We start from the raw sequence: 26,422 nt of genomic DNA on the forward strand, positions 1-26,422 counted from the left end.
CGTTGATATCGCGTCAGCCCTTTCGTTTCGTGCCGGTGACCTGCCCCCGATGTATCACCGGTTTCACGCAACCCTGAACCGTATAAAAACAGAGATGCCGTTATGACTGCTTCATCCCCTTCTCTCCTGCAACGCCTGAAAAACCTCAGCCTGGTCACACAGATCCTGATCGGCCTGATTGCCGGTATCGCCCTGGCGCTGTTCGCTCCGGAAGCGGCGAAAGGCTCGGCGTTCATCGGCAAAGTGTTTGTCTCGGCGCTGAAAGCCGTGGCGCCGATTCTGGTGTTCGTGCTGGTGATGGCGTCGATTGCCAATCACAAGCACGGTCAGGAAACGCACATTCGACCGATCCTGTTTCTGTACCTGCTCGGCACCTTCGCCGCAGCCGTAGTCGCGGTTGTCGCCAGCATGGCATTCCCCTCGCATCTGGTGCTGTCCACCGACAACGTGTCAGTCACCGCGCCGGGCGGCATCGCCGAGGTGCTGCAAAGTCTGCTTTTGAGCGTGGTCGACAATCCGGTCAGCGCCCTGATGAATGCCAACTTCATCGGCATTCTGGCCTGGGCGATCGGCATGGGCGTTGCCATTCGCCACGCCGGTGACACCACCCGCGAAGTGCTCGGCGATCTGTCCAACGGCGTGACGCTGATCGTGCGCGTGGTGATTCGCTTCGCGCCGCTGGGCATTTTCGGTCTGGTGGCCTCGACCCTTGCCACCTCTGGCTTCGGCGCGCTGATCGGTTATGCACACCTGCTGGCCGTACTGCTGGGCTGCATGCTGTTCGTCGCGCTGGTGATGAACCCGCTGATCGTGTTCTGGAAACTGCGCCGCAACCCGTACCCGCTGACCCTCAAGTGCCTGCGCGAAAGCGGGATCACCGCCTTCTTCACCCGCAGCTCGGCGGCGAACATTCCGGTCAACCTGGAACTGAGCAAGCGCCTGGGCCTGCACGAAGACACCTACTCGGTATCGATCCCGCTGGGGGCAACCATCAACATGGCCGGCGCGGCGATCACCATCACCGTATTGACCCTGGCCGCGGTGCACACGCTGGGGATTGCCGTGGACATTCCAACCGCGATTCTGCTCAGCGTCGTCGCGGCGATCTGCGCCTGTGGCGCCTCGGGCGTGGCCGGCGGCTCGCTGCTGCTGATTCCGCTGGCGTGCAGCCTGTTCGGTATCCCGAGCGAGATTGCCATGCAGGTGGTGGCGGTCGGTTTCATCATTGGGGTGTTGCAGGACTCGGCGGAGACGGCCTTGAATTCGTCCACCGATGTGCTGTTTACCGCCGCGGCGTGCCTGGGTGAAGAGGCGAAAGCCCAGCGCACTGCGTAACAATTGCTGCAATGAAAAGCCCGCCAAGGTGTGAACCCTGGCGGGCTTTTTTGAGGCCGAGATCTTTCCCCCCCTCACCCCAACCCTCTCCCCCCAAGGGGCGAGGGGGAAAGGGAGCCGATCTTTGTCGCATTCAAGTCTTGAGTTCGACTCGATAGATCAAGTCGGCGTATCTCGAACAAACAACGCGATCAGTCCCCTCTCCCCCTGGGAGAGGGCTAGGGTGAGGGCTTCTAACGATTTAGTACGCGCCCATGAAATCGCGTTTACCCACTTCAACACCGTTGTGACGCAGCAGCGCGTAGGTGGTGGTGACGTGGAAGAAGAACTGCGGCAAACCGTAGCTCAGCAGGTAAGCCTGGCCGCTGAAGCGCTTCTCTTTCGGGGTGCCCGGACGGGTCACGATTTCGATACCTTCCTTGCCGTTGATCTGCTCTGGCTTGATCTCGCCGATGTAAGCCAGGACCTTGGTGATCAGCGCCTGCAGCTCGGCGAAGGTGGTTTCGGTGTCGTCATATTTCGGGATTTCGACTTCAGCCAGACGCGAGGAAACACCCTTGGCGAAGTCGACGGCGATCTGCACCTGACGCACCAGCGGGAACATGTCCGGGTACAGGCGTGCTTGCAGGAAGGCGTTCGGGTCGATGTTTTTCTCGGTGGCGTGGGCTTCAGCCTTTTTCAGGACATCGCTCAGGGCGTTGAGCATTTGTTGAAAAACCGGGACGGATGCGGCGTACAGGGAAATGGTCATGGCAGTCTCGTATGATGGCTGGGTGGAACGTGGAGGCGATTATAGCCATGCTTGATGACCACACGGCTTGCCTTTTGTTAGCCAAGGATTAGGCTAGGCGCCTTCGACTGCAGAGGGAACGCGCGATGACCACCGAACTTGAAACCACCACCGACGAACCACGGCTCAACGCCACGGAAATCCGCATTCTGGGTTCGTTGATCGAAAAACAGGCCACCAGCCCGGAAACCTACCCGCTGACCCTCAATGCACTGGTGCTGGCCTGCAATCAGAAAACCAGCCGCGAGCCGGTGATGAACCTGACTCAAGGCCAGGTTGGCCAGAGCCTGCGGGCGCTGGAAAGCCACGGTTACGCCAAACTGGTCATGGGCAGTCGCGCCGACCGCTGGGAGCACAAGCTCGACAAGGCGCTGGAACTGGTGCCGGCCCAAGTGATTCTCACCGGTTTGATGTTCCTGCGTGGCCCGCAAACGGTCAATGAGCTGCTGACCCGCAGCGGCCGCATGCATGACTTCGAAGATGCCGAGCAGGTGGTGCATCAGCTTGAACGCCTGATCGCGCGCGGGCTGGCGGTGTTGATTCCGCGTCAGGCCGGTCAGCGTGAAGACCGCTACACCCATGCGCTGGGCGATCCGGCGGATATCGAGGCGATATTGGCGGCGCGGCAGAATCCCGGGGAACGCTCTAGCGGCGGTGTTTCGGTTGAGCGCATCGAAGAACTGGAAGCGCGGATTGCAGCGCTGGAAGAACGTCTGGCGCGCCTCGAATAATCACCACAATACCTTGTAGGAGTGAGCCTGCTCGCGATTGCGCTGGTTCATTCAGAATTTCATTGCCTGACAGACCGCCATCGCGAGCAGGCTCACTCCTACATGAGATCTACGGGTTATTCCCCTTCCCAGTAATCCACCCCGTCCGCCTGCCGCGCCACGGCAACAAAGCCTGACGCATTGCCCTCGGCATCAACCTTGAAGTTGTCCATCACCGCGTATTTTTTGGAGTCCGGGTACTCACAGATATCCGGTTGCTGCTGGGTGCTGACCGCGAGGTAACGCAGCTCCGCGTCGCTGGTGTTGATGAGCTGATGCGCGGTTTCCGGGCCGCCCGGCGGGCAGGCAATCACGTCGCCTGCGCGGATCGGAAAGCGCTCGGCACCCAGCCGCACCTCGCCCTCCCCGGCTACCACATAGAACATCTCTTCGTTGACCCGATGGCTGTGAAACGGACTGCCGCGCATGCCCGGCGGCAGGGCATAGAGCCGATAACCGAGCTTCTGTGCGCCGAGATGCTGGCCGATGCGGGCCATGCGTTGTTGATAGCGGCCAGCGGTTTCGCCTTCCGGGGCCAGGGCTTCGGGCAGGGGTTCGAGTTCGACCTGGTGCAGGTTGAGGATGGGCGGATGCATGGTGGCGCCTCGATCAGGTTTTTGTGAGGGGCAAGTCTTGGCTTGCTGAGGCCGCAGTATAGGCAACCCGACTCACAACCGAGTCGCAGTCTTCGCGAGCAAGCCCGCTCCCACATTGAAATACATTCCTCTGTGGGAGCGGGCTTGCTCGCGAAGGGGCCCGCTGGCTCAGCGCAAAACTCAATGATCAGCTGCGAGCAAACGCCACCGCTGCCGCAAACTGCTCCTCACTCGGCCGCACCCCGGTGTACAGCACAAACTGCTCCAGCGCCTGGATCGCAATGACCTCAAGCCCGGTGATGACCTTTTTACCCTCGGCCCGGCCCCGCACGATCAGCGGTGTCTCCGACGGAATCGCCACCACATCGAATACGGTCTCGGCAGACTGGATCACTTCAGGCTCGAACGCCAGTTGCCCGGCCTCCGGTCCGCCGTCCATGCCCACCGGGGTGACGTTGATCAGCATCTGCGGCCGCTCTTCGCCCAGCTCCGCCTGCCAGCGATAGCCCAGCGAATCCGCCAACGCCCGTCCGGCACGCTCATTGCGCGCAACGATCAACCCATTCCTGTAGCCACCATCGCGCAAGGCACTGGCCACCGCTTTGGCCATGCCGCCGCTGCCGCGCAGGGCGAACGTCGAATCCTTCGGCACCGCGTGGGTTTCCAGCAATTGCGCGATGGCGATGTAGTCGGTGTTGTAGGCCTTGAGGTGGCCGTTGGTGTTGACGATGGTGTTGATCGACTGGATCGCCGCCGCCGACGCATCCAGTTCGTCGACCAGCGCAATGCACGCTTCCTTGAACGGCATCGACACACCGCAACCGCGAATCCCCAGCGCACGAATCCCGCCAACGGCCCCCGGCAGATCCTGACTGCTGAACGCCTTGTAATAGAAGTTCAGGCCCAACTGCTCATACAAATGGTTATGAAACCGCAGACCGAAGTTCCCGGGGCGCCCGGACAGGGACATGCACAGCTGGGTGTCTTTGTTGGGATTCATCTGCATGAAACTTCTCCTGAAAACCGACTTTCGGATGGACGGAGTTAGCCATTCCATCGTGTTGTGAACGATCATAAGCATTATCTGCAACGGGCTTCGCGAGGCTTTGGCCCTACGGTAAAGAAGCCGGTACAGACCTTACACAAACTTTACCCAGACGCTGTGCTGATTTACAAAAACACGTTGTCTTAGAAGTATCCCCGCGATAGTCCTTGGGTCTAATTGCAGATTCAAGCGCCGGGTTGAATAACGAGGAATTATCATGATCCGTAAACTTCCTGTCTTAGCTTTGCTGATCGGTGCATTGGCTGTTACCGGACAGGCGCAAGCCGGTGGTTACTATTATCACGGTCACGGCGGCTGCTGCTGGGGCGGCGGACACGCTGGCTGGGTTGGTCCGGCCGCTGTCGGTGCAGTGTTGGGCGCAGTGGTAGCGGGTTCGGTGATGTCCTCACCGCGCACGGTTTACGTACAGCAACCGGTGTATGTACAACCGCAGCCGGTTTACGCACCGCCACCGGTCTACTACCAGCCACCACCTCCACCGGTTTACTACCAGCCACCGGGCTATTACGTTCAGCCTCGCTACTAAGGCCGACGTCTGTAGCGTACAGGCTGTAAATCAAACAGGCTCCGCCGCAAGGCGGGGCCTGTTTTCGTTCAGGTATGTCTGAATAAATCTTGCGAAGGTCGCTACCAGGACAATGCTGGCGACTAGAATCGGCATGATGAATACAGCGCCCTTTCCTGATGCTGGGGGAAACGGTCATCTATTTGTCATGACGGAGCCGCAATCTGAGTCCGTCCGTAAACAACAGGTTGATAAAAACAAGGACGACCCATGCCTACTCAAAATCCGCACCGCATCGTCGGCCTGTGCACTTCAAGCAAGGTGTACAGCGCGCTGACTGAACTGAAACACCTGGAAGGCCACCGCTGCGCCAAGTTTCTATCGCTGCTGGCGGAGAATCTCGTGCACAAGGGCCTGCTCAATGAGCGCGAAGTGGTGCACATGCTCGACCAGGTTGTCGATTGAAACAGCCCTCACTGTTATCAATGACCACTATCGAAAGCGTTGATTGTCCCTGAGCGCAGCGAATCCCTAAGGTAGCTCCACAGATTGATGGAGGTACTTGTCATGGCTCAGGTTCAAATCATGTCGGTAGTTGGCAGCGCTGTTCCCGCATCGCTCAGAGCGTCGGGATTGCTCGCCTGCTGGTATCTGGTGCGCGATGGCGAGCCGATCAGCGGCCCGCTCACGTCATTACCGGCGGCGCAGGCGTTGTCGCAGAAAATCGTCAGCACACCGTTCCACGCCTAAGGCAGCTGGATTTTCGGCTTGGTCTCAATGAACAGCGCCCAGCTCGACATGAACAGCGCCGCGATCAGCGGCCCGATCACGAAACCGTTGAGGCCGAACACCGCCAGACCGCCAAGGGTCGAGATCAGGATCATGTAATCCGGCATGCGCGTGTCCTTGCCCACCAGGATCGGGCGCAGCACGTTGTCCACCAGACCGATTACAAATACCCCGAACAACCCCAGCACCACACCCTGCCAGATCATCCCGCTGAGCAGGAAGTACACCGCCACCGGCGCCCAGACGATCCCCGCCCCCACCGCAGGCAACAGTGACAGAAAGCCCATCAGCACCGCCCACAGCAACGCGCTGGGAATGTCGAGAAACCAGAAAATCGCCCCACCCAATGCCCCTTGAGTGACCGCCACCACCAGGTTGCCCTTCACCGTCGCGCGTACCACCCGATTGAATTTCAATTGCAAACGGCGTTTGTGATTCTCTTCCAGCGGTACCGCGGTGCGAATCTTGCGCACCAGCTCGGCGCCATCGCGCAGAAAGAAAAACAGCAGGTACAGCATGATGCCGAAGCTGACCACGAACTCGAATGTGCCTTGACCGAAACTGAACGCCTGACTGGCCAGCACCTGACTGCCCTGCATCGATGCCTTGACGATTTTCTCGCGCAGACCATTGAGTTCGCCCATGCCAAAACGATCGAGCAGATGCTGGAAGTACGGCGGCAGGCTGTGTTTGAACTGCGCTATATAGGCGCCGATGTCCAGTTGGCCACTTTCGATGTTGGTGTACAGCGTCGCGCCTTCCTGGACCAACAACACGCTGAGGATGATCACCGGCAAAATCGCGATCACCAGACAAATGCCCAGGGTGCATAGAGAAGTCAGATTGCGTTGCCAGCCGAACTTCTGCTGCAACCGGCGCTGCATCGGCGCAAACAGGATGCCGAGGATCACCGCCCAGAACACCGCGCCGTAGAACGGCAGCAGAATCCAGATGAAAGCGACCGTCACCAACAGCAACAGCACGGTGAGGGATTTGAATTGCAGGGTTTTTTCGTTCATGTCCGATCCATGTCAGTCAGGCGTCTCGCACGCCCCGAACCTTAGTCAGCCGGGACGCGCGCGAGTGCCATCTTTGTTCATGGAGCATAGTTGCCGATCACGGCCAGCATTCAGCGCACCGGCAGCTTGACGATCTGCTCGGTGGTCATGACGTCACCGAAGGTGTCTTCCACTTCCGCCAGTGCAGCTTGGTGCAGGGAATCCTTGTCGATGGACGAGCCATTGACGCGGGTAATCGCACGGGTGGCCGAGGCGTCGGAGGCGACGATCACGTTGTAACCCAGCGGCGCAGCATCCCGCGCGGCGCCGGCGACGCAGGCGTGAGTCATCAGACCGGAAATGATCAGCGTATTGATGCCGGCCTTCTTCAGGCGCTCGTCAAGGTCGGTGCTGGCAAATACGCTGACCGTGGTCTTTTGCAGAACCACGTCTTGCGGGCGTGGCTGCATGTCCTTGTGAAATTTAACGGTCTCGCCATCGATGGCAAATACCGGCGAGCCAGCCGGCGCGACGTGCTGCACGTGATACACCGGGATCTTGTGGCTGTCGGCGAAGCTGATCAGCTCACGGGTTTTCGCCAGAGCGGCGGCACCGTCCGGGATCGGCATCCGACCACTGAAATATTCATTCTGGAAATCGATCACCACCAGTGCGGATTTGCCGGCCGGCAAATGATCGGCCGGTGTGGCGCCGGACATCGCACGAATGGTCGGGTGGCTGTCAGCCATTGCCCCGGTGCTGGCCAAGACACCGGAAAATGCACAAGCGGTGAGAAAGCGACGAGTAAAGTTCTGCATGGGAGAGTCCTGCTTCGGTTGATTTGATGAGTGAATGTTAAGCAGCCACCGTCGCACCGAACACAGTGAAACCGACACATGATTTGTGCATGATCTACACAAATGAGCCGCACAGATCATTCTCGCTACTCAAACGTAGATCCAGATCAATAAACCGCGATTGCCACTGCACTACCCTGCCGCGCTTTTGCGACCGATGCCGCCATGAAGCCAGAACTCCCCCTCGCCGCCCCGGAACTGCTCGCCCCTGCCGGCACCCTGAAGAACATGCGCTACGCCTTCGCTTACGGTGCCGATGCGGTTTACGCCGGGCAGCCGCGCTACAGCCTGCGAGTGCGCAACAACGAATTCGACCACGCCAACCTCGCCCTCGGCATTCGCGAAGCGCAGGCCCAGGGCAAGCGCTTCTATGTTGTGGTCAACATCGCCCCGCACAACGCCAAACTGAAGACCTTCCTCAAGGATCTGGCACCAGTGATCGAGATGGCACCGGACGCACTGATCATGTCCGATCCGGGATTGATCATGCTGGTGCGCCGGCACTTTCCGCAGATGCCGATCCACCTCTCGGTGCAGGCCAACACGGTGAACTGGGCGAGTGTCGAGTTCTGGCAGCAACAGGGGCTGAGCCGGATCATTCTGTCGCGGGAGCTGTCGCTGGAAGAAATCGGCGAAATCCGCGAACAGGTGCCAGGCATGGAACTGGAGGTGTTCGTCCACGGCGCGCTGTGCATGGCTTACTCCGGGCGCTGCCTGCTGTCGGGCTATATGAACAAGCGCGACGCCAATCAAGGCACCTGCACCAACGCCTGTCGCTGGAAATATTCGGCGCAGGAGGCCACCGAAAATCAGCTCGGCGAGATCGTGCAGACCTTCCAGCCCGAGCCGACCCTCGGTATCGGCGCGCCGACCGATCAGGTGTTCCTGCTGCAGGAAGCCAATCGGCCCGATGAGTTGATGCCGGCTTTTGAGGACGAGCACGGCACTTACATCATGAACGCCAAGGATCTGCGCGCCGTGCAGCACGTCGAGCGCCTGACACGCATGGGCGTACATTCGCTGAAGATCGAGGGCCGCACCAAGTCGCACTTCTATTGCGCGCGCACCACTCAGGTCTATCGCCGGGCAATTGACGACGCGATGGCCGGGCGCGAGTTTGATCGCAGCCTGATGACCGATCTGGAATCACTGGCCCAGCGCGGCTACACCGAAGGCTTCCTGCGCCGCCATGTGCATGACGAATACCAGAATTATCAGAACGGCAGCTCGGTGTCGGAGCGTCAGCAGTTCGTTGGCGAACTCACCGGCGAGCGCCGCGACCGGTTGGCCGAGGTCAAGGTGAAGAACCGTTTTGCCTTGGGCGATCATCTGGAACTGATGACGCCCAAGGGCAACTTCCATTTCGATCTGCACCAGTTGCAGAGTGCCAAGGGTGAAGCCATTGAAGTCGCCCCCGGCGATGGGCACACGGTTTACCTGCCAATTCCGGATGCGGTGGATTTGCGCTTTGGCCTGCTGATGCGCGACCTGAGTTCCTAAACCCACCCCTGCGGCAGCTCCTACAGGGGGGATGCGCTCTACCTGTGGGAGCGAGCTTGCTCGCGAAAGGGCCGGCGCAGACTATAAATATCTCATGCCGGGTTAGCCTCAGCGCCTGTCATCCGACAACGGCGTCGGCTCATCCGCCGGCGGCACATCATCGTCCGCCGCCGGGTCCTTCCAGTCTTCCGGCCGATCGGCATCACTCAGCGGATCACGCCCCGGGCTCATGCCCGGCGGCGCATCGTGATCGGCCAGCGTCGGCTCGTCAGTGCCGGGCACCGGACGGGTTGGATCGGTCGGCAGCACACCACCCTGAAACAGCAAATCATTAGCCATGACACACCTCACCGAGGAGGTCCGGAAAACCCGGGCCGTACAGGTTGGAAGTGTGCCTCTAAACGACGTGCTATCGAGCAGACCAACGGCAATCAGCCTTGAGCACTGAAACGGTCGCGGCTGTTGGTCAGGTGCAGCCACATGGCCGCGCGCGCGGCATCCGGATCCTGACGCTTGATCGCATTCAAAATCGCTTCGTGTTCGAGATTGGCCAACTGCCCCAGCTTGCTCAGATCCGCCGCGCCTCGCTCGGCGGCATTGAGCCGCTGACGCGGAATCATCGCGCTGCCCAGGTGCTGCATGATTTCGCTGAAGCAGACGTTGCCGGTGGCTTCGGCGATCAGCAGATGAAAGCGTCGGTCGGCCTCGACGCAACTGTCGTTGCTGTCCAGCAGACGCTGATAGTCATCCAGCGCCTGACGCATTTGCAGCAATTGCTGCTCGCTGCGCCGTAACGCGGCCAACGCTGCGGCCTGTGTCTCCAGGCCCATGCGCAATTCAAGAATGCTGCGCACCCCCAGAGCGGTATCGACATTCAACCGCAAGCCCTGCTCCGCAGTGCGCTCGATGACGAACGTGCCGATGCCGTGCCGCGTTTCGACCAGTCCCGACGCCTGCAATTTGGAAATCGCCTCGCGCACCACTGTGCGACTGACACCGTGCTCCTGAACGATGGCGTTCTCCGACGGCAGCTTGTCGCCGGGTGACATCTGGCCGAGCAGGATCTTCTGGGTGAGTTTTTCCACCAGGTCGTGCGCAAGGTTATGCGTGCGTTTAGGCGCGGGGGCGTCGAGGTCTTCTTGCATGATCGGTTCCGGGCATCGGGGCTCGCGGATCGTAGCACTACGCAGTCGCTGACGAGATTGATTTTAGCGCTGAAATCGCCTCCATCTTGTATGACAACATGCAGGAAAATCGGGATTTTAGCCTCAAAGAGTCGGTAGAGCACATTTAAAAAAATCGAAAAATGGTCGCTGAGAAAAGAAAACAATGACCGAAAAACCCAATAAAACCGGCTGTTTTTGCTAAAAGGACATAAGAAACTTGCCTGCCAGATGAATTTAATCGCCCCAACCCACTTGTAGGACAAAAAATGCAGGTTGTATGATGTCTATCAACAAAGCAGCACACAGCACTACCCCCGCATAAAAATAATCAGTGGGAGAAAAACAAGTGAAAACCTCCGTCTCCGGGATGAACGAGGGCGTCGATTCGACACTCGCGTCCGCCATCTCGAAAGTGAAACGCCACGTCCTGCCGCTCTTCGTGATCATGTTCATCGTCAATTACATTGACCGGGTGAACATCGGTTTCGTCCGCACTCACATGGAACATGACCTGGGCATTGGTGCTGCCGCCTACGGCTTCGGCGCCGGTCTGTTCTTCATCGGTTACGCGCTGTTCGAAGTCCCGTCCAACATGCTCCTGCAGAAAGTCGGCGCGCGTATCTGGCTGACCCGCATCATGCTCACCTGGGGTCTGGTCGCCGCCGGCATGGCGTTCATCCAGAACGAAACGCACTTTTACATCCTGCGTTTCCTGCTCGGTGTGGCCGAGGCCGGATTCTTTCCCGGGGTGATCTACTACTTCACGCGCTGGCTGCCGGGTGCCGAACGCGGCAAGGCAATCGCGATTTTCCTCAGCGGCTCAGCGGTCGCCTCGCTGATCTCCGGCCCGTTGTCGGGCCTGCTTTTGCAGATCAATGGCCTGGGCCTGCACGGCTGGCAGTGGATGTACTTCATCGAGGGGATGTTTTCCGTGGGGCTGTGTGTGTTCGTGTGGTTCTGGCTCGACGCCAAACCGCACGACGCGAAATGGCTGACCCGCGCCGAACAGGACGCACTGGTCGGCGCCATCGATGATGAACAGAAGGCCCGCGAAGCCGCGACGCCGATCCGCCCGTCGATGGGCAAACTGCTCAAGGACCGGCAGATCATCCTGTTTTGCCTGATCTACTTTTTCATCCAGCTGACGATCTACGCCGCGACGTTCTGGCTGCCGAGCATCATCAAGAAAATGGGCGAGATGAGCGATTTCCAGGTCGGGCTGTTCAACTCGATTCCGTGGTTGCTGTCGATCGTCGGCATGTACGCCTTCGCCGCTTTCTCGGCCAAGTGGAAGCACCAGCAGGCCTGGGTCGCGACCGCGCTGCTGATTGCGGCGGCGGGGATGTTCATGTCCACCACCGGCGGGCCGATTTTTGCCTTTGTCGCGATCTGTTTTGCTGCGCTGGGCTTCAAGTCCGCTTCATCGTTGTTCTGGCCAATTCCACAGGCCTATCTGGATGCGCGAATCGCTGCAGCAGTGATCGCGCTGATCAATTCGGTGGGCAACCTTGGCGGCTTCGTCGCGCCAACCACCTTCGGCTTGCTCGAAGAGCACACCGGCTCGATTCAGGGCGGCCTCTATGGCCTGGCCGCGACCTCGATCATCGCCGCCATCATCGTCTTCGCCGCGCGCACCACACCGAAACCCGCTGCTGACCTCGCCGTGGCCGAAGCCGCGCCGAAGCACGCCTGAATTCTGTCTTACTAGGATAAAAATCATGACCGCACACGACACCGCCAAAGCGCCGATCATCACCGACATGCAGGTGATTCCGGTGGCCGGCCACGACGGCATGCTGCTCAACCTGAGTGGCGCCCACGGGCCGTTTTTCACCCGCAACATCGTCATCCTCAAGGATAACGCCGGGCACACCGGCGTCGGTGAAGTGCCCGGTGGCGAGCGCATCCGCCAGACGCTGGAGGACGCCCGCAGCCTGGTGCTCGGCAGCTCGATCGGCAACTATCAGAAAATCCTCAATCAGGTGCGTCAGACCTTCGCCGAGCGTGATGCCGGCGGCCGTGGCCTGCAGACCTTCGACCTGCGCATCACCATTCACGCAGTGACCGGACTCGAAGCCGCCCTGCTCGACCTGCTCGGCCAACACCTCGACGTACCGGTCGCGGCGTTGCTCGGCGAAGGCCAGCAGCGCGATCAAGTGAAGATGCTCGGTTATCTGTTCTACGTCGGTGACCAGCGCGAAACCAGCCTCGCCTACCGCAGCGAACCGGATGCCGATAACGACTGGTTCCGCGTGCGACACGAGAAGGCCATGAGCGCCGAAGCGGTAGTGCGTCTGGCTGAAGCGGCCCAGGCGAAATACGGTTTCCAGGACTTCAAACTCAAGGGCGGCGTGCTCAGTGGCGATGCGGAAGTCGAAGCGGTGACGGCCCTGGCCGAACGCTTTCCCGAGGCGCGCATCACCCTTGATCCGAACGGCGCCTGGTCACTGAAGGAAGCGATTCGTCTGTGCCGCGATCAGCATCACGTGCTGGCTTACGCCGAAGACCCCTGCGGTGCGGAAAACGGTTACTCGGGGCGTGAAGTCATGGCCGAATTTCGCCGCGCCACCGGACTGAAGACGGCGACCAACATGATCGCTACCGACTGGCGCGAGATGGGCCACGCGATCCAGTTGCAGTCGGTGGACATCCCTTTGGCCGACCCGCACTTCTGGACCATGCAAGGTTCGGTGCGTGTCGCGCAACTGTGCCATGAGTGGGACCTGACCTGGGGTTCGCACTCCAACAACCACTTCGATATCTCGCTGGCGATGTTTACCCATGTCGCGGCAGCGGCACCGGGCGATATCACCGCCATCGACACGCACTGGATCTGGCAGGACGGCCAGCGCCTGACCAAGGCGCCGCTGCAGATTGTCGACGGCTGCGTGCAAGTGCCGCAAAAGCCGGGGCTGGGGGTGGAGCTGGACATGGATCAGGTGGCCAAGGCTCACGAACTCTACAAAGGCATGGGCCTCGGTGCGCGGGATGACAGCGTGGCGATGCAGTTTTTGATTCCGGGATGGACGTTCGATAACAAGCGGCCGTGCCTGGTGCGCTGACATTCTCAAGCTCACCGTACTTCAAATGTGGGAGCGGGCTTGCTCGCGAAGGCGGTGCATCAGTCAATATTTGAGTTGACTGACACGCCGCCTTCGCGAGCAAGCCCGCTCCCACAGGGGGGGGATTTGTATCAGGCAGAGATTTGTAGCAGCCAGTTTTTGAACGCCGTCATCGCTGCCGTCTCCGGCCGCGACTGCAAGCGCGTCAGCCAATAACTGCCGGTGGTGATTTCAATCGCAAACGGCTGGCGAATCACGTCCGCCGCCAGTTGCCGGGCGAACATCAGCGGCGGCGCCAAGGCCACCCCGCTGCCCTGCAGCGCCGCTTCCATCATCGCCAGCGACGAATCGAACACAATGCTCTGCGGCGGTGCCGCGTGGGTGGCCAGGCCTGCGGCGTGAAACCACTCCGGCCACTCATCGGTGCGATAGGAACGCAGCAAGCGTTGTTGCAGCAGATCGCCCGGGGTGTGCAGCTGCCGGGCAATTTCCGGTACGCACAGTACCGATAGTGGAGCGTCGAGCAGACGCGTTGCCTCGATGCCATGCCACGCCCCGGCGCCAAAACGAATCGCGTAATCCAGACCTTCGGCGGCGACGTCGACACGATTGTTGTTGGTCGACAGCCGCAAATCTATGAGCGGATGTTTCGCCTGGAAGTCTGCCAGTCGCGGCAGCAGCCAACCGACCGCAAAGGTTCCTACGGCACCCACGGTCAACATTTCCCGATACTGACCGCCGGCCAGCCGCTCGAGCATCTGCGCGATATGATCGAACGACGTGGTCAACACCGGCAGCAGGGTTTCCCCTTCACTGGTCAGCATCAGCCCACGGGGCAGGCGTTTGAACAGGGTGACATTGAGCTGCGCTTCAAGGCTTTTGACCTGATGGCTCACCGCCGCCTGGGTCACGCACAGTTCCACAGCGGCGCGGGTAAAGCTCAAATGCCGTGCCGAGGCTTCGAACGCGCGCAGTGCATTGAGCGGCAATTGAGGTCGAATCATGCCCAGTCCCAAATTTTTCTAATGGCTCATGCGAAATATCATCGTTTGTCGACGAGTGCCAGACTGCCTAAATTGTCGGCGCTGATCAGCTGCCCAACATTGCAATTGCCCGCAGTCTAGCGGGATAACACCCTCAACACTCATGGAGAGTGGTTCATTTATGTCATTCATCAATCCGAGCAAAGTCATTTCCTGCAGCGCTTTCGGCCTGTTTTTCGGCGCCGCAGCGTGCATGGCTGCCACGCCCAGCGACGAGCAACTGCAAGCCCTGGTGAACAAATCCGTCACCCCGGTGATGCAGCAGCAGAACATCCCCGGCCTCGCCGTGGCCATCACCGTCAACGGCCAGCCGCATTACTTTAATTACGGCGTCGCCGCCAAGGATACCGGGCAGAAAGTCAGCGAAAACACCCTGTTCGAAATCGGCTCGGTGAGCAAAACCTTCGCCGCGACCCTGGCCGGCTATGCGCAGGCGACGGGCAAACTGGACCTGTCGACCAAGGCCAGCCAGATCTGGCCAGAACTCAAGGGCAGCGCCTTCGATGGCATCAGCGTGCTGCAACTGGGCACCTACAGCGCCGGCGGCCTGCCGCTGCAATTCCCTGACGAGTGGGACTCGGCGGACAAGATGCTCGGCTACTACCAACAGTGGAAACCGAGCTTCCCGGCCGGTAGCCAGCGCCTGTATTCCAACCCGAGCCTGGGCCTGTTCGGTTATCTGGCCGCCAAGACCCTCGGTCAGCCATATGATCAGGTGATGAGCGAAACCCTGCTGCCGAAACTCGGCCTCAAGCAAACCTTCATCCATGTGCCCGCGTCCGAAGCCAAGCTTTACGCCCAAGGTTACGACAAGAAAGACCAACCGGTTCGGGTCACTCCAGGCGCACTGGATTCCGAAGCCTACGGTATTAAAACCAGTGCTGCGGATCTGCTGCGGTATGTCGAGGCCAACCTGAAACCGGCCAGCCTTGAAGCGCCACTGCAAAAAGCTATCGCCGCGACCCACACCGGTTACTACACCGTTGGCGACATGACCCAAGGTCTGGGCTGGGAGCGTTACGCCTACCCGATCAGCCTCGATAAATTGCAGAACGGCAACTCGACGCCGATGGCCATGGAAGCGCATAAGGTCAAATGGCTGGCCTCGCCACAGCCTGAACCGGACAACGTGCTTTACAACAAAACCGGCGCGACCGGAGGCTTCGGCGCCTATGTGGCGTTTGTACCGTCGAAGGATCTCGGCATCGTGATTCTGGCGAACAAGAATTACCCGAACGCGGAACGGGTGAAGATTGCCCACGAAATATTCAGCGCCCTGACTGACTGATATTGAAACTGTGGCGAGGGGATTTATCCCCTCGCCACAAACGGGCAATAAAAATGGGCGACCCTGCAGAGGTCGCCCATTTTTTTGATTCAGGCCATGCCGTCAATCATCCGGCATTTCCGGTGGTTTGCTCGGTTTCGCGGGTTTGGTTGGCTTGGCGCCCTTCTCGCCTTTCTTGGCTGCCGGTTCGGCGGCAGTGGCCTTGGTATCGGCGACCGTTGGTACGGTGATGTCTTTCTCGCTGGCCGGCAGCGCATCAACCGTGTCGAAGATTTTCTTCAGGTCCACCGACTTCGCTTCATCGCCCGAGGCCGAAAGTTTGATTTCGCCGTCCTTGCCGATCAGGAACACTTTCGGGTACGCGCCGGCACCGAGTTTCAGCGAACGCAGCAAAGCCATGGTGTCTTGCTGGCCGAGGTCTTTGCCATCGAGCTGACCGGCCATATTGAGGATGGTGTAGACCTTGATGCTGCGATCAGTCACACCTTTCTTGCTCGCCGGATCGTCCAGCGATTTTTTCAGCCCCACCCACACCGGGTCGACGGTGCTTTGTGCGATCACGATCAGCGGTCGGGCCCGTCCCATATCCCCGGCTATGGGCGAGTCGTTGTCAGCGGCGAACAAGGGGCCGGCAATCGCCAGCAAGAGTGTCAGGGTCAGTGACCTGATGAGCATGCGCATCTCCTTTTGATATCCACGCTCTAATGATTGCGCATCGTGGCGATTGTTCCGGGGTCGTGCCCGGCAAATATGTTTCGCCTTGTCAGAAGCTTAGGTCAGCCCCGTCATTGCGCAACCACATCGGCGTAATCGTGACGCGGATTTGATTACCTTTTGTGAGCGCATTAGGGTGGTCGTTCTGCCCACGAAATGGAGTTCACCCCATGCACATCGACTACCTGTGCGATCACCCGCATTTGATTGAGGAACTGGCCGAACTCAATTTCCAGGAATGGGGCGAGTTCCGTCCCGGCGACACCCTTGCAGCCCGCACCGAACGGATGCGTGCCGCCTGCGGCAAAGGTGCAATTCCCAGCGTGGTGGTGGCCATTGAAGACGGCAGATTGCTCGGTGGCGCGCTGTTGATCGACAGTGACATGAAGATCCGTCCCCAACTGACGCCATGGCTGGCGGGCGTCTACGTGAAGGCCGAAGAGCGTGGACGCAGGATTGCTTCGCAACTGGTCAACAGGATCGTCGATGAAGCCGCGGCGTTGGGGGTGACCGAGTTGTATCTGTACACCGACGCCGCGCAATCGCTGTATGCGCGGCTGGGATGGGAGGTGGTCGAGGATCTGGTTTACGAAGAACTGCCGGTGACCGTCATGAAATTCAACATCATTCATACCCCAGTGTAGGAGCTGCCGCAGGCTGCGATCTTTTGATTTTGAAGGTCAAAAGATCGCAGCCTGCGGCAGCTCCTACATCAGAACGCCAGTTTGTAGCCGATCAACAGCAGCATGGTCGCCAGGCACGGGCGCAGCAATTCATCGGAAATGCGCCCGGTCAGGTGGCTGCCGAGCCAGATGCCCGGCAGCGAACCCATCAGCAGGAAGCCCAGCACGCCCCAATCCATGTTGCCCATGCTCGCATGCCCCAGCCCCGCAACGAGGGTCAGCGGTACGGCGTGGGCGATTTCGGTGCCGACCAGACGCCGGGTCGGCAACAGCGGGTAGAGGATGAACAGCGCGACCGTGCCCAAGGCGCCGGCGCCGATTGAAGTCAGGGCGACCATGGTGCCGAGGATCAGGCCGGTGATCACCGTCATCACATTCAGGCGCGCGCCGCTCGGGTTGTAGTTGCCGCCAGCGCGTTTGTGGGCGAATTCGAGGAGGCGCTTCTTGAACAGAATCGCCAGCGCCGTGGCGAACAGCACGAAGCCCAGCGCTTGTTTGATGATTGCGTTCATTGCGTCGGGCGCGGTGTGCAAGGTGCTGAGGAACCACAAGGTCATTGCCACCGCTGGCACGCTGCCGAGGGTCAGCCAACCGGTGATGGCCCAGTCGATGTTGTCGTTCTTCTTGTGCACCAGCACGCCACTGGATTTGGTAATGGCTGCATACAGCAGATCAGTGCCCACCGCTGTTGCCGGGTTGATGCCGAACCACAGCAGGATCGGCGTCATCAAGGAACCACCGCCGACACCGGTCATGCCGACAATAAACCCCACCACCAGCCCGGCAATCACCAGGCCGAAATTTGCCAATTCCATTAAGACGTCCAGAAAAAACGACAGGAAAAATCTGGCCCGCAGCATAGCGATTTTTCATATAACCACATATATCAATGCGGTCTATCGTTATGCCTTCCAGCCACACTGCCTTTATCTGAGTGGGAGCGGGCTTGCTCGCGAAGGCGGTGTGTCATTCACGTAGATATCGACTGACACGCCCTTTTCGCGAGCAAGCCCGCTCCCACAGGGGTTCATGGTGCCAGGTAGATCAATGCACGCGCCGGCCCGGTTTGAAACTGTGATGACGGTTGATCCACACCGTCGCCAGCGCAATCAGCGACAGGATCAACAGCGCCCACGGAAACGACATCGCCCCCGCCCGATCCAGCAGCAGCCCGCCAAACAGACCGCCGCCGGCAATCGCCACGTTCCAGGAGGTGGTAAGCATCGCCTGCACCACGTCCACATGCTCGCCAGCCGAATCCGCTGCAGCCGTCAGCAGCAACGTCGCCGAGCCACCAAACGACAAGCCCCACACGGCCATGCAGGTATAGATCAGCCACGGCGACGGTGACATCAGCGCCAGCACCAGGGCGGTCACGGCAAACACCGCGAGGCTGATCAGGGTCAGCCAGCGCAACCAGCGATCCACCAGCAGGCCGATGATCCAGATCCCGACCAGCGAACACAGACCAAACACCAGCAGCACCAGATCGACCCGCTCGGCCAGCCCGGCCTGCATCAGGAACGGTGCAATGTAGGTGTAGAGAATGTTGTGCCCGAGCATCCAGGTCAGTACCACGAACAGCACCGGCCGTACGCCCGGCAGACGCAGCGATTGCAGCAGCGGCAGGCGTTCGGCGCTGGTCTGGCCGGGACGATCGGGCACCGCCAGCACGATCCACGCCGCCAACACCAATGCCAGCGCCGACATGATCCCGAACGAAGCGCGCCAACCGATCAGGTTGCCCAGCCAAGTCCCCGCCGGTGTGCCCAGCGACAGTGCCACTGGCGTGCCGAGCATGGCGATCGCCAACGCCCGCCCCTGTTGATGCGCCGGCACGATCCCGCGGGCGTAACCGGCCATGATCCCCCATGACAGGCCGGCTGCCATCCCGGCCAGAAACCGCGAAGCGAGGGTCAGACCGTAATGGCTGGAGAACGTGGTGATGGTGTTGAACACCAGGAAACCGCCGACCGTCATCAGCAGCACCCTCCGACGTGGCCAGCCCCGGGTGGCGACGGTCAGCGGAATCGCCGCGACGATCGAGCCCAGCGCATACAGCGTCACCAGTTGCCCGGCGAGCACTTCGCTGACCCCAAGCCCGGCGCCGATTTGCGGCAGCAGCCCGGCGGGCAGGGTCTCGGTGAGGATGGCGATGAAGCCGGTCATGGCGAACGCCAGCAACGCGGCATAGGGCAGTTTTTCTGCACGGGTGGCGTGGTCGAGGCGGGTGAATTCGGTGCTTGCGGAGTCGGTCATGACAGGTGCAGCTCCCTTTGGATCAATAGTAGCGATGGATTGTATACAAAAATCCCACGCACAATTTGATCAATGTGGGAGCGAGCCTGCTCGCGAATGCGGTGGATCTATCAAAGATTCAGCGCCTGGCAGATCGCTTTCGCGAGCAGGCTCGCTCCCACATTGGATCTCCGCACTTACTGCACCGGCAGGAAATTCAGGAACAGCAGGCTCTGCGCGTAGTTCAGGCCGATACGCCGGTAGCGCTCATCTAGCATCTGTGTCAGCAAGTCAAGGCGCGCGACGATCTTGCCGAATTCGGTAGCGAAACTCAGGTTGCTGCCCTCCTCCGAGATTTCGTTGGAGAACAGCAAGGGCTGGCCTTCCTTGTTCTGGCGCTGGGCCAGAATCCACGTGGCTTTCTCGATGTTGCGCGCGGCGTTGTGGACGAAGGTCGGGTTGATCGCATCGGTCATGTAGAACTCGACGCGATTGCCATGGGCGGTGACCAGCATGCTGCCGATGGCATAGATGAAGGCGCCGACCCGATCCCCGAGAAACTCCGGACTCATCGCATAGCTGAGCGCCGCCAGATCTTTGCGCCCGCCCAACACCGGTAACGGTTGCTGCTGCTCGACGGCCAGGCGCACCTGTTTCACCGCCGTATTGATGTCGAGGAAGCCCGACTTGCGCAGTTCTTCCGGGTTACGCAAATACAGCTTGCCCATCAGGCGATAAAGGCTGTTGAGGTTGTCGCGCATCGCCAACGTGGCCATGCGATCGACGCTGGTCTGCAGGAATTCCTGCGGTTGACCGTCACGCATCTGAGCGATGAAACCGTTGCCGGTCTGGTGCGTGCAACCGCTGACAAACAGCGACGACAGACAGGCCAGCAACAGGCACGGGCGGCGAACGAATCGGGCGATCGGGGGAAAAACTCTCGGCATGAATTCTCGAACAGGCACATTCCTGCGCGGCGGGCGTCGCCGCATCCTGGCCATGGATAGAGCCGTCGAATCCGGAAAAGTGCAGCGCTGGCACGATTTCCCGACCTTCGGCAACTATTTAGTATTACTTTATATTTGCAATAAACCTTTAACCGGCTATAAATTCTGACTCAACCCACAATTAGCATGACTATTACCCTGTTTTGAAAACAACAACAAAAAGGAAGGTCAACCATGCTTCAATCACGTCACCTGCTCTCCGGCCTCGGACTGTCCCTGATGATCGCCACCCTCTCCGCCAACGCGGCCGGCCTCAGCGCCGAACACAAAGCCTTTGGCAAAACCAATGACGGCACGCCCGTCGAGCAATACATCCTGCGCAACAGCCACGGCATGCAGGCGACCGTCATCACCTACGGCGCCACCCTGCAATCGCTGCTGGTGCCGGACAAATACGGCAAAGCCGCCGATGTGGTGCTGGGTTTCGACGATGTTCAGGGTTACCAGAAGGGCACGGCCTATTTCGGCGCGACTATCGGCCGTTTCGGCAATCGACTGGCCGACGGCGCGTTCGAACTCGACGGCAAGCGCTATCAGGTGCCGCAGAACGACAAGTCCAACGCGTTGCATGGCGGTACGCTGGGTTTTGACAAAAAGGTCTGGAAAGCCGAGCCCGTCACAGACAAGGATTCAGTGGGCGTGACCCTGACCTACCTGTCGGCGGATGGCGAAATGGGCTTCCCCGGCAACCTAACCACGCAAGTGACCTATCGCCTGACCGACAGCAACGAACTGCGCATCGACTACAAGGCCAGCACCGATAAACCGACAGTGCTCAACCTGACCAACCACAGCTACTTCAACCTCGCCGGCGCCGGCAATGGCGACGTGTTGAAACAAATCGCGACCCTGCACGCCAGCCGCTATACCCCGGTCACGGCCAAGCTGATCCCGACCGGCGAACTGGCACCCGTGGCCGGTACGCCGATGGACTTCACCAAACCCACCGCGATCGGCGCCCAGATCAAGGCCGATCATCCGCAGCTGAAATTTGCCGAGCCGAAACAGGGCGGCTTCGATTTCAACTGGGTGCTGGATACCAAGGGTGATCTGAGCAAAGTCGCCGCCGAGGTCAGCGATCCGCAGTCCGGGCGGCATTTGCAGCTGTTCACCAGCGAGCCGGGGGTGCAGTTTTACACCAGCAACTTCCTCGACGGCACGGTCAAGGGCAAGGGTGGCAAGGTCTATCCGCACTGGGGCGCGTTTACCCTGGAGACTCAGCATTATCCAGACTCGCCGAATCAGCCGGATTTCCCAAGTACGCGTCTCGATCCGGGACAGGCTTATACACAAAGCGTCGTCTTGAAATTCACCACAAAATAACTGACCTCACTCATTTCCTGTGGCGAGGGAGCTTGCTCCCGCTGGGGCGCGAAGCGGCCCTCGCTTTTCATTAAGTTGGAAAGCAGCGGCCTGCTGCGCAGTCCAGCGGGAGCAAGCTCCCTCGCCACAGGTTCATCGCCCTCCATTGGAACCCCTGCGCTATTCTGCTGCCCACTAAGGTATCGACCATCAGCACAGGAGGTTTGAATGCGTACCCTCGAACTGGCAGGCGTGCAGGTTCCAGTGATTGGCCAGGGCACCTGGCGCATGGGCGAAGATCGCTCGGCGCACCCGCGTGAAGTGTCCGCGCTGCGCCAAGGCATCGAACTGGGCATGACCCTCATCGACACGGCGGAAATGTACGCCGAGGGCGGTGCCGAAAGCGTGGTCGGCGAAGCCATTGCCGGTCTGCGCGACCAGGTGTTTCTGGTGAGCAAGGTCTACCCGCACAACGCCAGCCGCAAAGGCATCCCCCAAGCCTGCGAGCGCAGCCTGCGCCGGCTCGACACCGATTACATCGACCTCTATCTGCTGCATTGGCGCGGCCAGTATCCGCTGGATGAAACCGTCGAAGCGTTCGAACGCCTGCGCGAGGACGGCAAGATCGGCCGCTGGGGCGTGTCGAATTTTGACGTCGACGACCTCGACGAACTGGCCAGCCCGGCGTGCGCCACCAATCAGGTGCTGTACAACCTGGAAGAGCGCGGCGTCGAATTCGATCTGCTGCCATGGTGCCAACAGCAGCGCATGCCGTTGATGGCGTACTGCCCGATTGGCCAGGGTGGCGCGATGCTGGCTGAACCGGTACTGAACAAGATTGCCACTCGTCACAACGTGACCCCGGCACAGGTTTCACTGGCGTGGATTCTGCGTCAGGATGGTGTGATTGCGATTCCCAAGGCTGTGCGACCGGAACACGTGCAACTCAATGCACAAGCGGCGCAGTTGCAACTGGATGCCGGGGATCTGGCGGCGCTGGACCAGGTATTCAAAGCGCCACAACGCAAGCAGCGGCTGGCTATGGTCTGAGTCGCTGCCGGCTGGCGAGGGCTTCGTCATGAGAAGCACTGATCAGTACGACCCGTTCAATCTGCAGCGTTTCGTCCAGGCCCAGGACCCGGTATTCGAACGGATCCAGCGCGAACTCGACGAGGGGCGCAAGCGCAGCCACTGGATGTGGTTTGTGTTCCCGCAGTTCGCCGGGCTGGGCGGCAGCGAAATGTCCCGGCGCTTCGCCATTCAGTCTGCCGAGGAAGCCGAGGCTTACCTGGCCCATGACCTGCTCGGCGCTCGACTGCGCACCTGCACGCAACTGGTGCTGAACATCCGTCAGCGTTCGATTGCCGAGATTTTCGGCCACCCCGATGACCTGAAGTTTCACTCCTCGATGACGCTGTTTGCCCAGTTTGGCGCCGAGGACAGTCTGTTCAATCAGGCACTGGAGCGTTACTTCCACGGCATCCTCGACGAATGGACCCTGCAACTGCTGGACTCAAAACAGGCCCAGCTGCCCCCCGATCAGGGTTGAGAAATCGTCGTCGACAAACGGCAGAATCGCATCGGCCACCGGTTGCAGCTGTCGGGTGATGTAGTGGTCGTAGTCGATGGCGGCGCGGCGCACTTCCAGCGGTTCCGGCCCGGCCTGGGTGATCACGTAACTGATCCAGCCACCGTTCTGATACTGCCGCGGGCGCCCGTGCTGTGCGTTGTAATCGTCGGCCAGCCGCGCCGCGCGCACATGCGGCGGCACGTTGCGTTCGTAGTCATCGAGGGTGCGGCGCAGGCGCTTGCGGTAGACCAGTCGCTCATCGAATTCGCCGGCCAGGGTCTTGCGCACGTAATCGCGCACGTAATCCTGATACGGCTTGCGCTGGAAGATTCGCTCGTACAGTTCCTGCTGGAATTGTCGGGCCAGCAGTGACCAGTCGGTGCGCACGGTTTCCAGGCCCTTGTAGACCATTTCTTCGCTGCCGTCGGCGCGGGTCACCAGTCCGGCGTAGCGCTTTTTGCTGCCCTCCTCGGCGCCGCGAATGGTCGGCATCAGAAAGCGCTTGTAGTGCGTTTCGTACTGCAATTCGAGGGCACTTTGCAGGCCGTACTCCTCGCGCACATGCTCGCGCCACCAGTTGTTGACGTGTTTGACCAGCGCCTGACCGATCTGCGCTGCTTCCTCCTGACCGTGCGGCCGGCGCAGCCAGACGAAGGTCGAGTCGGTGTCGCCGTAGATCACCGCGTGGCCCTGCGCTTCGATGAGCTGACGGGTGCGCAGCATGATCTCGTGGCCGCGCAGGGTGATCGACGACGCCAGACGCGTATCGAAAAACCGGCAACCGCTGGAACCGAGCACGCCGTAGAAGGCGTTCATGATGATTTTCAACGCCTGCGACAGCGGCGCGTTGTGCTCACGCTTGGCGGTCTCGCGACCTTCGGCGACCCGCGCGACAATCGACGGCAGGCAATGCCGGGTGCGCGAGAATCGGGCGCCGCGAAACCCCGGCACTGAATCGGCATCGTCCGGGTGTTGCAGGCCTTCGATCAGGCCCACCGGGTCGATCAGAAAGGTGCGGATGATCGACGGATACAGGCTCTTGTAATCGAGCACCAGCACCGACTCGTAGAGGCCCGGTTGCGAATCCATGACGAAACCGCCCGGGCTGGCCTGCGGCGGATTGGTGCCCAGATTCGGCGCGACGAAACCCTGGCGGTGCATCAGCGGCATATACAGGTGAGTGAACGCCGCCACCGAGCCACCGCTGCGATCCGCCGGCAGCCCGGTAACGCTGGCGCGTTCGAGGAGAAACGTCAGCAACTCGGTCTTGGCGAAGATCCGCGTGACCAGCTCACAGTCCTTGAGGTTGTACTTGGCCAGCGCCGGTTTGTCCTCGGCGAACATGCGGTTGATTTCGTCCATGCGCTGGTACGGGTTGTCGATCGCTTTGCCCTCGCCGAGCAGGGTCTGCGCGACGTTTTCCAGGCTGAACGAGGGAAAACTCCAGGTCGCCGAACGCAGCGATTCAATGCCGTCGATGATCAGCCGCCCCGCTGCCGAGGCAAAGTAGTGCGTGCGGCTACCGTGTTCGCGCCACTGCATCTCTTCGCCGCCGCGACCGATTTTCAGCGGCACGCCGAGGCGCCGCGCATGTTCGTGGAGGATGCGCAGGTCGAACTGCACGACGTTCCAGCCGATGATTGCGTCGGGATCGTGGCGGGCGAACCAGTCGTTGAGTTTCTTCAGGATCACGGTGCGCGAGTCGCAGTATTCGAGATCGAAGTCGACGATGCTCGCGTCACCGTTCGGCGCGCCGAGCATGTACACCTGACGCTGGCCGCAACCTTCCAAAGCAATGGAATACAGCTCGCCGGTTTCGGTGGTTTCGATGTCCAGCGAGACCAGGCGCAGTTTGGGCCGGTATTTGGGATCGGGCTTCAGTTGGGCGTTGAGCAAGACGCCGTCGGCATCGGCAGTGCCGCTGAACAGCACCGGCGCGGTGATGAAGCGCTCCATCAGGTAGCGTTCCGGCGGGCGCACGTCGGCTTCATAAACGTCGACACCGGCGCGGTTGAGCGCGGTTTCCAGGCGCATCAACTGGCCGTGTTGCTGACAATAGAGGCCCAGCACCGGGCGATGCTCGAAATCCTGCAGGGCCAGCGGGCGCAGTTCGACGTTCTTTTCGTCGTGCAGCAGGCGTTCGGCTGCTTCGCGTTGTACGGCGGGGATAAACGCCACCGAGGTCTGCGGCGCCAGGCGCACACGGCGCGGCCCGGCGTCGGTCGCCAGCCAGAACTCGACTTCGGTGCCGGCCGGGGTATCGCGCCAATGCCGGGTCAGGACGAAGCCCTGCTGTAAATCCACCACTGCAACCTCAGGAATTGAATCAGAGGGGCATTCTACGCTGCCCTTCAAGCGATAACCCCATTCCCTGTGGTGAGGGAGCTTGCTCCCGCTAGGCTGCGCAGCATTCGTAAAACCAGGCAATGCGGTGCATCAGGCAAACCGAATTCTCAGGGTTTGGGCCTGCTACGCAGTCCAGCGGAAGCAAGCTCCCTCGCCACAGGGTTGGAGGTAAGCCGGAAAAACCGGCAAATGACGTTTTTTGCGTGCTATCTGCCGCTTTGCCACCTTGCTCTGCGCGCCAGCGTCTACGATGCTTGAAGAACAACGACAACACCTGAGTAACCGCCATGAAGACCGTCGCCCAACTGCTCAAGCTCAAAGATCAGAAAAATCAGGAAGTACACCAGATCAAACCCGGTCACATGGTGCTCGAAGCGCTGATGAAGATGGCCGAGAAAAACGTCGGGGCCTTGCTGGTGGTGGAGAACGACGAAGTGCTGGGCATCATCAGTGAGCGTGACTACGCGCGCAAACTGGTGCTGCACGGACGTTCCTCGGTGGGCACACCGGTGCGCGACATCATGGTTTCGCCGGTGATCACCGTGGACACCCACCAGACCGTCGACACCTGCCTGAGCATCATGTCCGACAAACGCCTGCGCCACTTGCCGGTGGTGGAGAACGGCAAGCTGATCGGTCTGTTGTCGATCGGCGACCTGGTAAAAGAGGCGATTGCCGAACAGGCAGAGCTGATCAAACAGCTGGAGCAGTACATTCGCGGGGAGTGATCACCTTTCGCGCGAGCACTGCAAATCCCCTGTGGGAGCGGGCTTGTGGGGGGGGGGGGGGGGGGGGGG

General features: G+C 60.3%; 28 protein-coding genes. 15 read left to right on the forward strand and 13 right to left on the reverse strand.

Annotated features, from left to right (window positions below; genetic code table 11):
• Positions 1-102 precede the first annotated feature (102 nt).
• Complete coding sequence (gene sstT, locus AC27VU_RS22070) at positions 103-1,335, forward strand: serine/threonine transporter SstT (RefSeq protein WP_003223611.1); 1,233 nt, start codon at positions 103-105, stop codon at positions 1,333-1,335.
• A 241-nt stretch (positions 1,336-1,576) separates the two neighbouring features.
• Here sstT and AC27VU_RS22075 read toward each other — a convergent pair whose 3' ends face one another.
• Entirely contained in the window at positions 1,577-2,086 is a 510-nt protein-coding gene (locus tag AC27VU_RS22075) for a DUF1993 domain-containing protein (protein ID WP_103484114.1), read from the reverse strand.
• A gap of 125 nt (positions 2,087-2,211) precedes the next feature.
• Here AC27VU_RS22075 and AC27VU_RS22080 point away from each other — a divergent pair, with 125 nt between their 5' ends.
• Complete coding sequence (locus AC27VU_RS22080; RefSeq protein WP_003223608.1) at positions 2,212-2,856, forward strand: YceH family protein; 645 nt, start codon at positions 2,212-2,214, stop codon at positions 2,854-2,856.
• Positions 2,857-2,972: 116 nt separating this feature from the next.
• Here AC27VU_RS22080 and AC27VU_RS22085 read toward each other — a convergent pair whose 3' ends face one another.
• Together AC27VU_RS22085 and AC27VU_RS22090 are read right to left on the reverse strand one after the other, a co-directional pair.
• Positions 2,973-3,491, reverse strand: a complete 519-nt coding sequence (locus AC27VU_RS22085; RefSeq protein WP_488724927.1) for a cupin domain-containing protein — start codon at positions 3,489-3,491, stop codon at positions 2,973-2,975.
• A 187-nt stretch (positions 3,492-3,678) separates the two neighbouring features.
• Entirely contained in the window at positions 3,679-4,497 is an 819-nt protein-coding gene (locus AC27VU_RS22090) for a shikimate 5-dehydrogenase (protein ID WP_201138185.1), read from the reverse strand.
• A gap of 256 nt (positions 4,498-4,753) precedes the next feature.
• Between AC27VU_RS22090 and AC27VU_RS22095 the strand changes: the two genes are divergently transcribed.
• The 3 genes from AC27VU_RS22095 to AC27VU_RS22105 all read left to right on the forward strand — a co-directional run bounded on the left by AC27VU_RS22095 (position 4,754) and on the right by AC27VU_RS22105 (position 5,812).
• Complete coding sequence (locus AC27VU_RS22095) at positions 4,754-5,083, forward strand: hypothetical protein (RefSeq protein ID WP_003223605.1); 330 nt, start codon at positions 4,754-4,756, stop codon at positions 5,081-5,083.
• Between the two features lie 249 nt (positions 5,084-5,332).
• Positions 5,333-5,527, forward strand: a complete 195-nt coding sequence (locus tag AC27VU_RS22100; protein WP_025108897.1) for a hypothetical protein — start codon at positions 5,333-5,335, stop codon at positions 5,525-5,527.
• A gap of 102 nt (positions 5,528-5,629) precedes the next feature.
• Positions 5,630-5,812, forward strand: coding sequence for a hypothetical protein (locus AC27VU_RS22105; RefSeq protein WP_003223603.1), 183 nt, complete (start codon positions 5,630-5,632; stop codon positions 5,810-5,812).
• Here AC27VU_RS22105 and AC27VU_RS22110 read toward each other — a convergent pair.
• Both AC27VU_RS22110 and AC27VU_RS22115 read right to left on the reverse strand, forming a co-directional pair.
• Positions 5,809-6,870, reverse strand: coding sequence for an AI-2E family transporter (locus AC27VU_RS22110; protein ID WP_488724928.1), 1,062 nt, complete (start codon positions 6,868-6,870; stop codon positions 5,809-5,811). The genes AC27VU_RS22105 and AC27VU_RS22110 overlap by 4 nt on opposite strands.
• A gap of 110 nt (positions 6,871-6,980) precedes the next feature.
• Positions 6,981-7,667: a cysteine hydrolase family protein gene (locus AC27VU_RS22115; RefSeq protein ID WP_103484120.1), complete on the reverse strand. Its 687-nt coding sequence runs from the start codon at positions 7,665-7,667 to the stop codon at positions 6,981-6,983.
• Positions 7,668-7,871: 204 nt separating this feature from the next.
• On the opposite strand from AC27VU_RS22115, the gene trhP reads away from it, so the two are divergent.
• Positions 7,872-9,206 carry a prephenate-dependent tRNA uridine(34) hydroxylase TrhP gene (trhP, locus tag AC27VU_RS22120; protein WP_488724929.1) on the forward strand — a complete coding sequence of 445 codons (1,335 nt, stop codon included), beginning with the start codon at positions 7,872-7,874 and terminating at the stop codon, positions 9,204-9,206.
• 108 nt (positions 9,207-9,314) lie between these two features.
• Here the strand turns inward: trhP and AC27VU_RS22125 are convergent, their stop codons facing one another.
• The gene (locus AC27VU_RS22125) at positions 9,315-9,545 is read right to left on the reverse strand and encodes a hypothetical protein (RefSeq protein ID WP_007965409.1); all 231 of its coding nucleotides are present in this window, start codon (positions 9,543-9,545) and stop codon (positions 9,315-9,317) included.
• A 92-nt stretch (positions 9,546-9,637) separates the two neighbouring features.
• On the reverse strand, positions 9,638-10,351 hold the full coding sequence (locus tag AC27VU_RS22130; protein WP_488724930.1) for a FadR/GntR family transcriptional regulator: 714 nt from the start codon (positions 10,349-10,351) through the stop codon (positions 9,638-9,640).
• A 367-nt stretch (positions 10,352-10,718) separates the two neighbouring features.
• Here AC27VU_RS22130 and AC27VU_RS22135 point away from each other — a divergent pair, with 367 nt between their 5' ends.
• Both AC27VU_RS22135 and gudD read left to right on the forward strand, forming a co-directional pair.
• Positions 10,719-12,065 carry an MFS transporter gene (locus tag AC27VU_RS22135; RefSeq protein ID WP_488724931.1) on the forward strand — a complete coding sequence of 449 codons (1,347 nt, stop codon included), beginning with the start codon at positions 10,719-10,721 and terminating at the stop codon, positions 12,063-12,065.
• A 25-nt stretch (positions 12,066-12,090) separates the two neighbouring features.
• Positions 12,091-13,434, forward strand: coding sequence for a glucarate dehydratase (gene gudD / locus AC27VU_RS22140; RefSeq protein WP_488724932.1), 1,344 nt, complete (start codon positions 12,091-12,093; stop codon positions 13,432-13,434).
• 131 nt (positions 13,435-13,565) lie between these two features.
• On the opposite strand, the gene AC27VU_RS22145 is transcribed toward gudD, so the two are convergent.
• Positions 13,566-14,438: a LysR family transcriptional regulator gene (locus AC27VU_RS22145; RefSeq protein ID WP_045122372.1), complete on the reverse strand. Its 873-nt coding sequence runs from the start codon at positions 14,436-14,438 to the stop codon at positions 13,566-13,568.
• Positions 14,439-14,598: 160 nt separating this feature from the next.
• Between AC27VU_RS22145 and ampC the strand changes: the two genes are divergently transcribed.
• Positions 14,599-15,765: a class C beta-lactamase gene (gene ampC / locus AC27VU_RS22150; RefSeq protein WP_488724933.1), complete on the forward strand. Its 1,167-nt coding sequence runs from the start codon at positions 14,599-14,601 to the stop codon at positions 15,763-15,765.
• A 102-nt stretch (positions 15,766-15,867) separates the two neighbouring features.
• On the opposite strand, the gene AC27VU_RS22155 is transcribed toward ampC, so the two are convergent.
• Entirely contained in the window at positions 15,868-16,440 is a 573-nt protein-coding gene (locus AC27VU_RS22155; protein WP_262143067.1) for a DUF4174 domain-containing protein, read from the reverse strand.
• A gap of 209 nt (positions 16,441-16,649) precedes the next feature.
• On the opposite strand from AC27VU_RS22155, the gene AC27VU_RS22160 reads away from it, so the two are divergent.
• Positions 16,650-17,123: a GNAT family N-acetyltransferase gene (locus AC27VU_RS22160; RefSeq protein ID WP_488724934.1), complete on the forward strand. Its 474-nt coding sequence runs from the start codon at positions 16,650-16,652 to the stop codon at positions 17,121-17,123.
• Between the two features lie 68 nt (positions 17,124-17,191).
• Here AC27VU_RS22160 and AC27VU_RS22165 read toward each other — a convergent pair whose 3' ends face one another.
• The 3 genes from AC27VU_RS22165 to AC27VU_RS22175 form a co-directional block, all read right to left on the reverse strand.
• Complete coding sequence (locus AC27VU_RS22165) at positions 17,192-17,977, reverse strand: sulfite exporter TauE/SafE family protein (RefSeq protein ID WP_488724935.1); 786 nt, start codon at positions 17,975-17,977, stop codon at positions 17,192-17,194.
• Between the two features lie 229 nt (positions 17,978-18,206).
• Positions 18,207-19,421, reverse strand: a complete 1,215-nt coding sequence (locus AC27VU_RS22170) for an MFS transporter (protein WP_338801361.1) — start codon at positions 19,419-19,421, stop codon at positions 18,207-18,209.
• A gap of 176 nt (positions 19,422-19,597) precedes the next feature.
• Positions 19,598-20,347 carry a hypothetical protein gene (locus AC27VU_RS22175; RefSeq protein WP_488724936.1) on the reverse strand — a complete coding sequence of 250 codons (750 nt, stop codon included), beginning with the start codon at positions 20,345-20,347 and terminating at the stop codon, positions 19,598-19,600.
• Between AC27VU_RS22175 and AC27VU_RS22180 the strand changes: the two genes are divergently transcribed.
• From AC27VU_RS22180 to AC27VU_RS22195, 4 genes are all read left to right on the forward strand, one after another.
• Positions 20,346-20,516 carry a hypothetical protein gene (locus AC27VU_RS22180; RefSeq protein WP_488724937.1) on the forward strand — a complete coding sequence of 57 codons (171 nt, stop codon included), beginning with the start codon at positions 20,346-20,348 and terminating at the stop codon, positions 20,514-20,516. The genes AC27VU_RS22175 and AC27VU_RS22180 overlap by 2 nt on opposite strands.
• Positions 20,517-20,581: 65 nt before the next feature.
• The gene (locus AC27VU_RS22185) at positions 20,582-21,730 is read left to right on the forward strand and encodes an aldose epimerase family protein (RefSeq protein ID WP_488724938.1); all 1,149 of its coding nucleotides are present in this window, start codon (positions 20,582-20,584) and stop codon (positions 21,728-21,730) included.
• A 207-nt stretch (positions 21,731-21,937) separates the two neighbouring features.
• Positions 21,938-22,759: an aldo/keto reductase gene (locus AC27VU_RS22190; protein ID WP_488724939.1), complete on the forward strand. Its 822-nt coding sequence runs from the start codon at positions 21,938-21,940 to the stop codon at positions 22,757-22,759.
• Positions 22,760-22,787: 28 nt separating this feature from the next.
• A complete protein-coding gene (locus AC27VU_RS22195; RefSeq protein ID WP_488724940.1) occupies positions 22,788-23,258 on the forward strand; it encodes a DUF1810 domain-containing protein in 471 nt (156 codons plus the stop codon).
• Here the strand turns inward: AC27VU_RS22195 and AC27VU_RS22200 are convergent.
• Positions 23,223-25,583: a DNA polymerase II gene (locus tag AC27VU_RS22200; RefSeq protein WP_488724941.1), complete on the reverse strand. Its 2,361-nt coding sequence runs from the start codon at positions 25,581-25,583 to the stop codon at positions 23,223-23,225. The genes AC27VU_RS22195 and AC27VU_RS22200 overlap by 36 nt on opposite strands.
• A 329-nt stretch (positions 25,584-25,912) precedes the next feature.
• Between AC27VU_RS22200 and AC27VU_RS22205 the strand changes: the two genes are divergently transcribed.
• Positions 25,913-26,353 carry a CBS domain-containing protein gene (locus tag AC27VU_RS22205; protein WP_045122370.1) on the forward strand — a complete coding sequence of 147 codons (441 nt, stop codon included), beginning with the start codon at positions 25,913-25,915 and terminating at the stop codon, positions 26,351-26,353.
• The last annotated feature ends 69 nt before the right edge of the window (positions 26,354-26,422 follow it).

The organism is Pseudomonas sp. 14P5.3.2 (assembly GCF_057799175.1).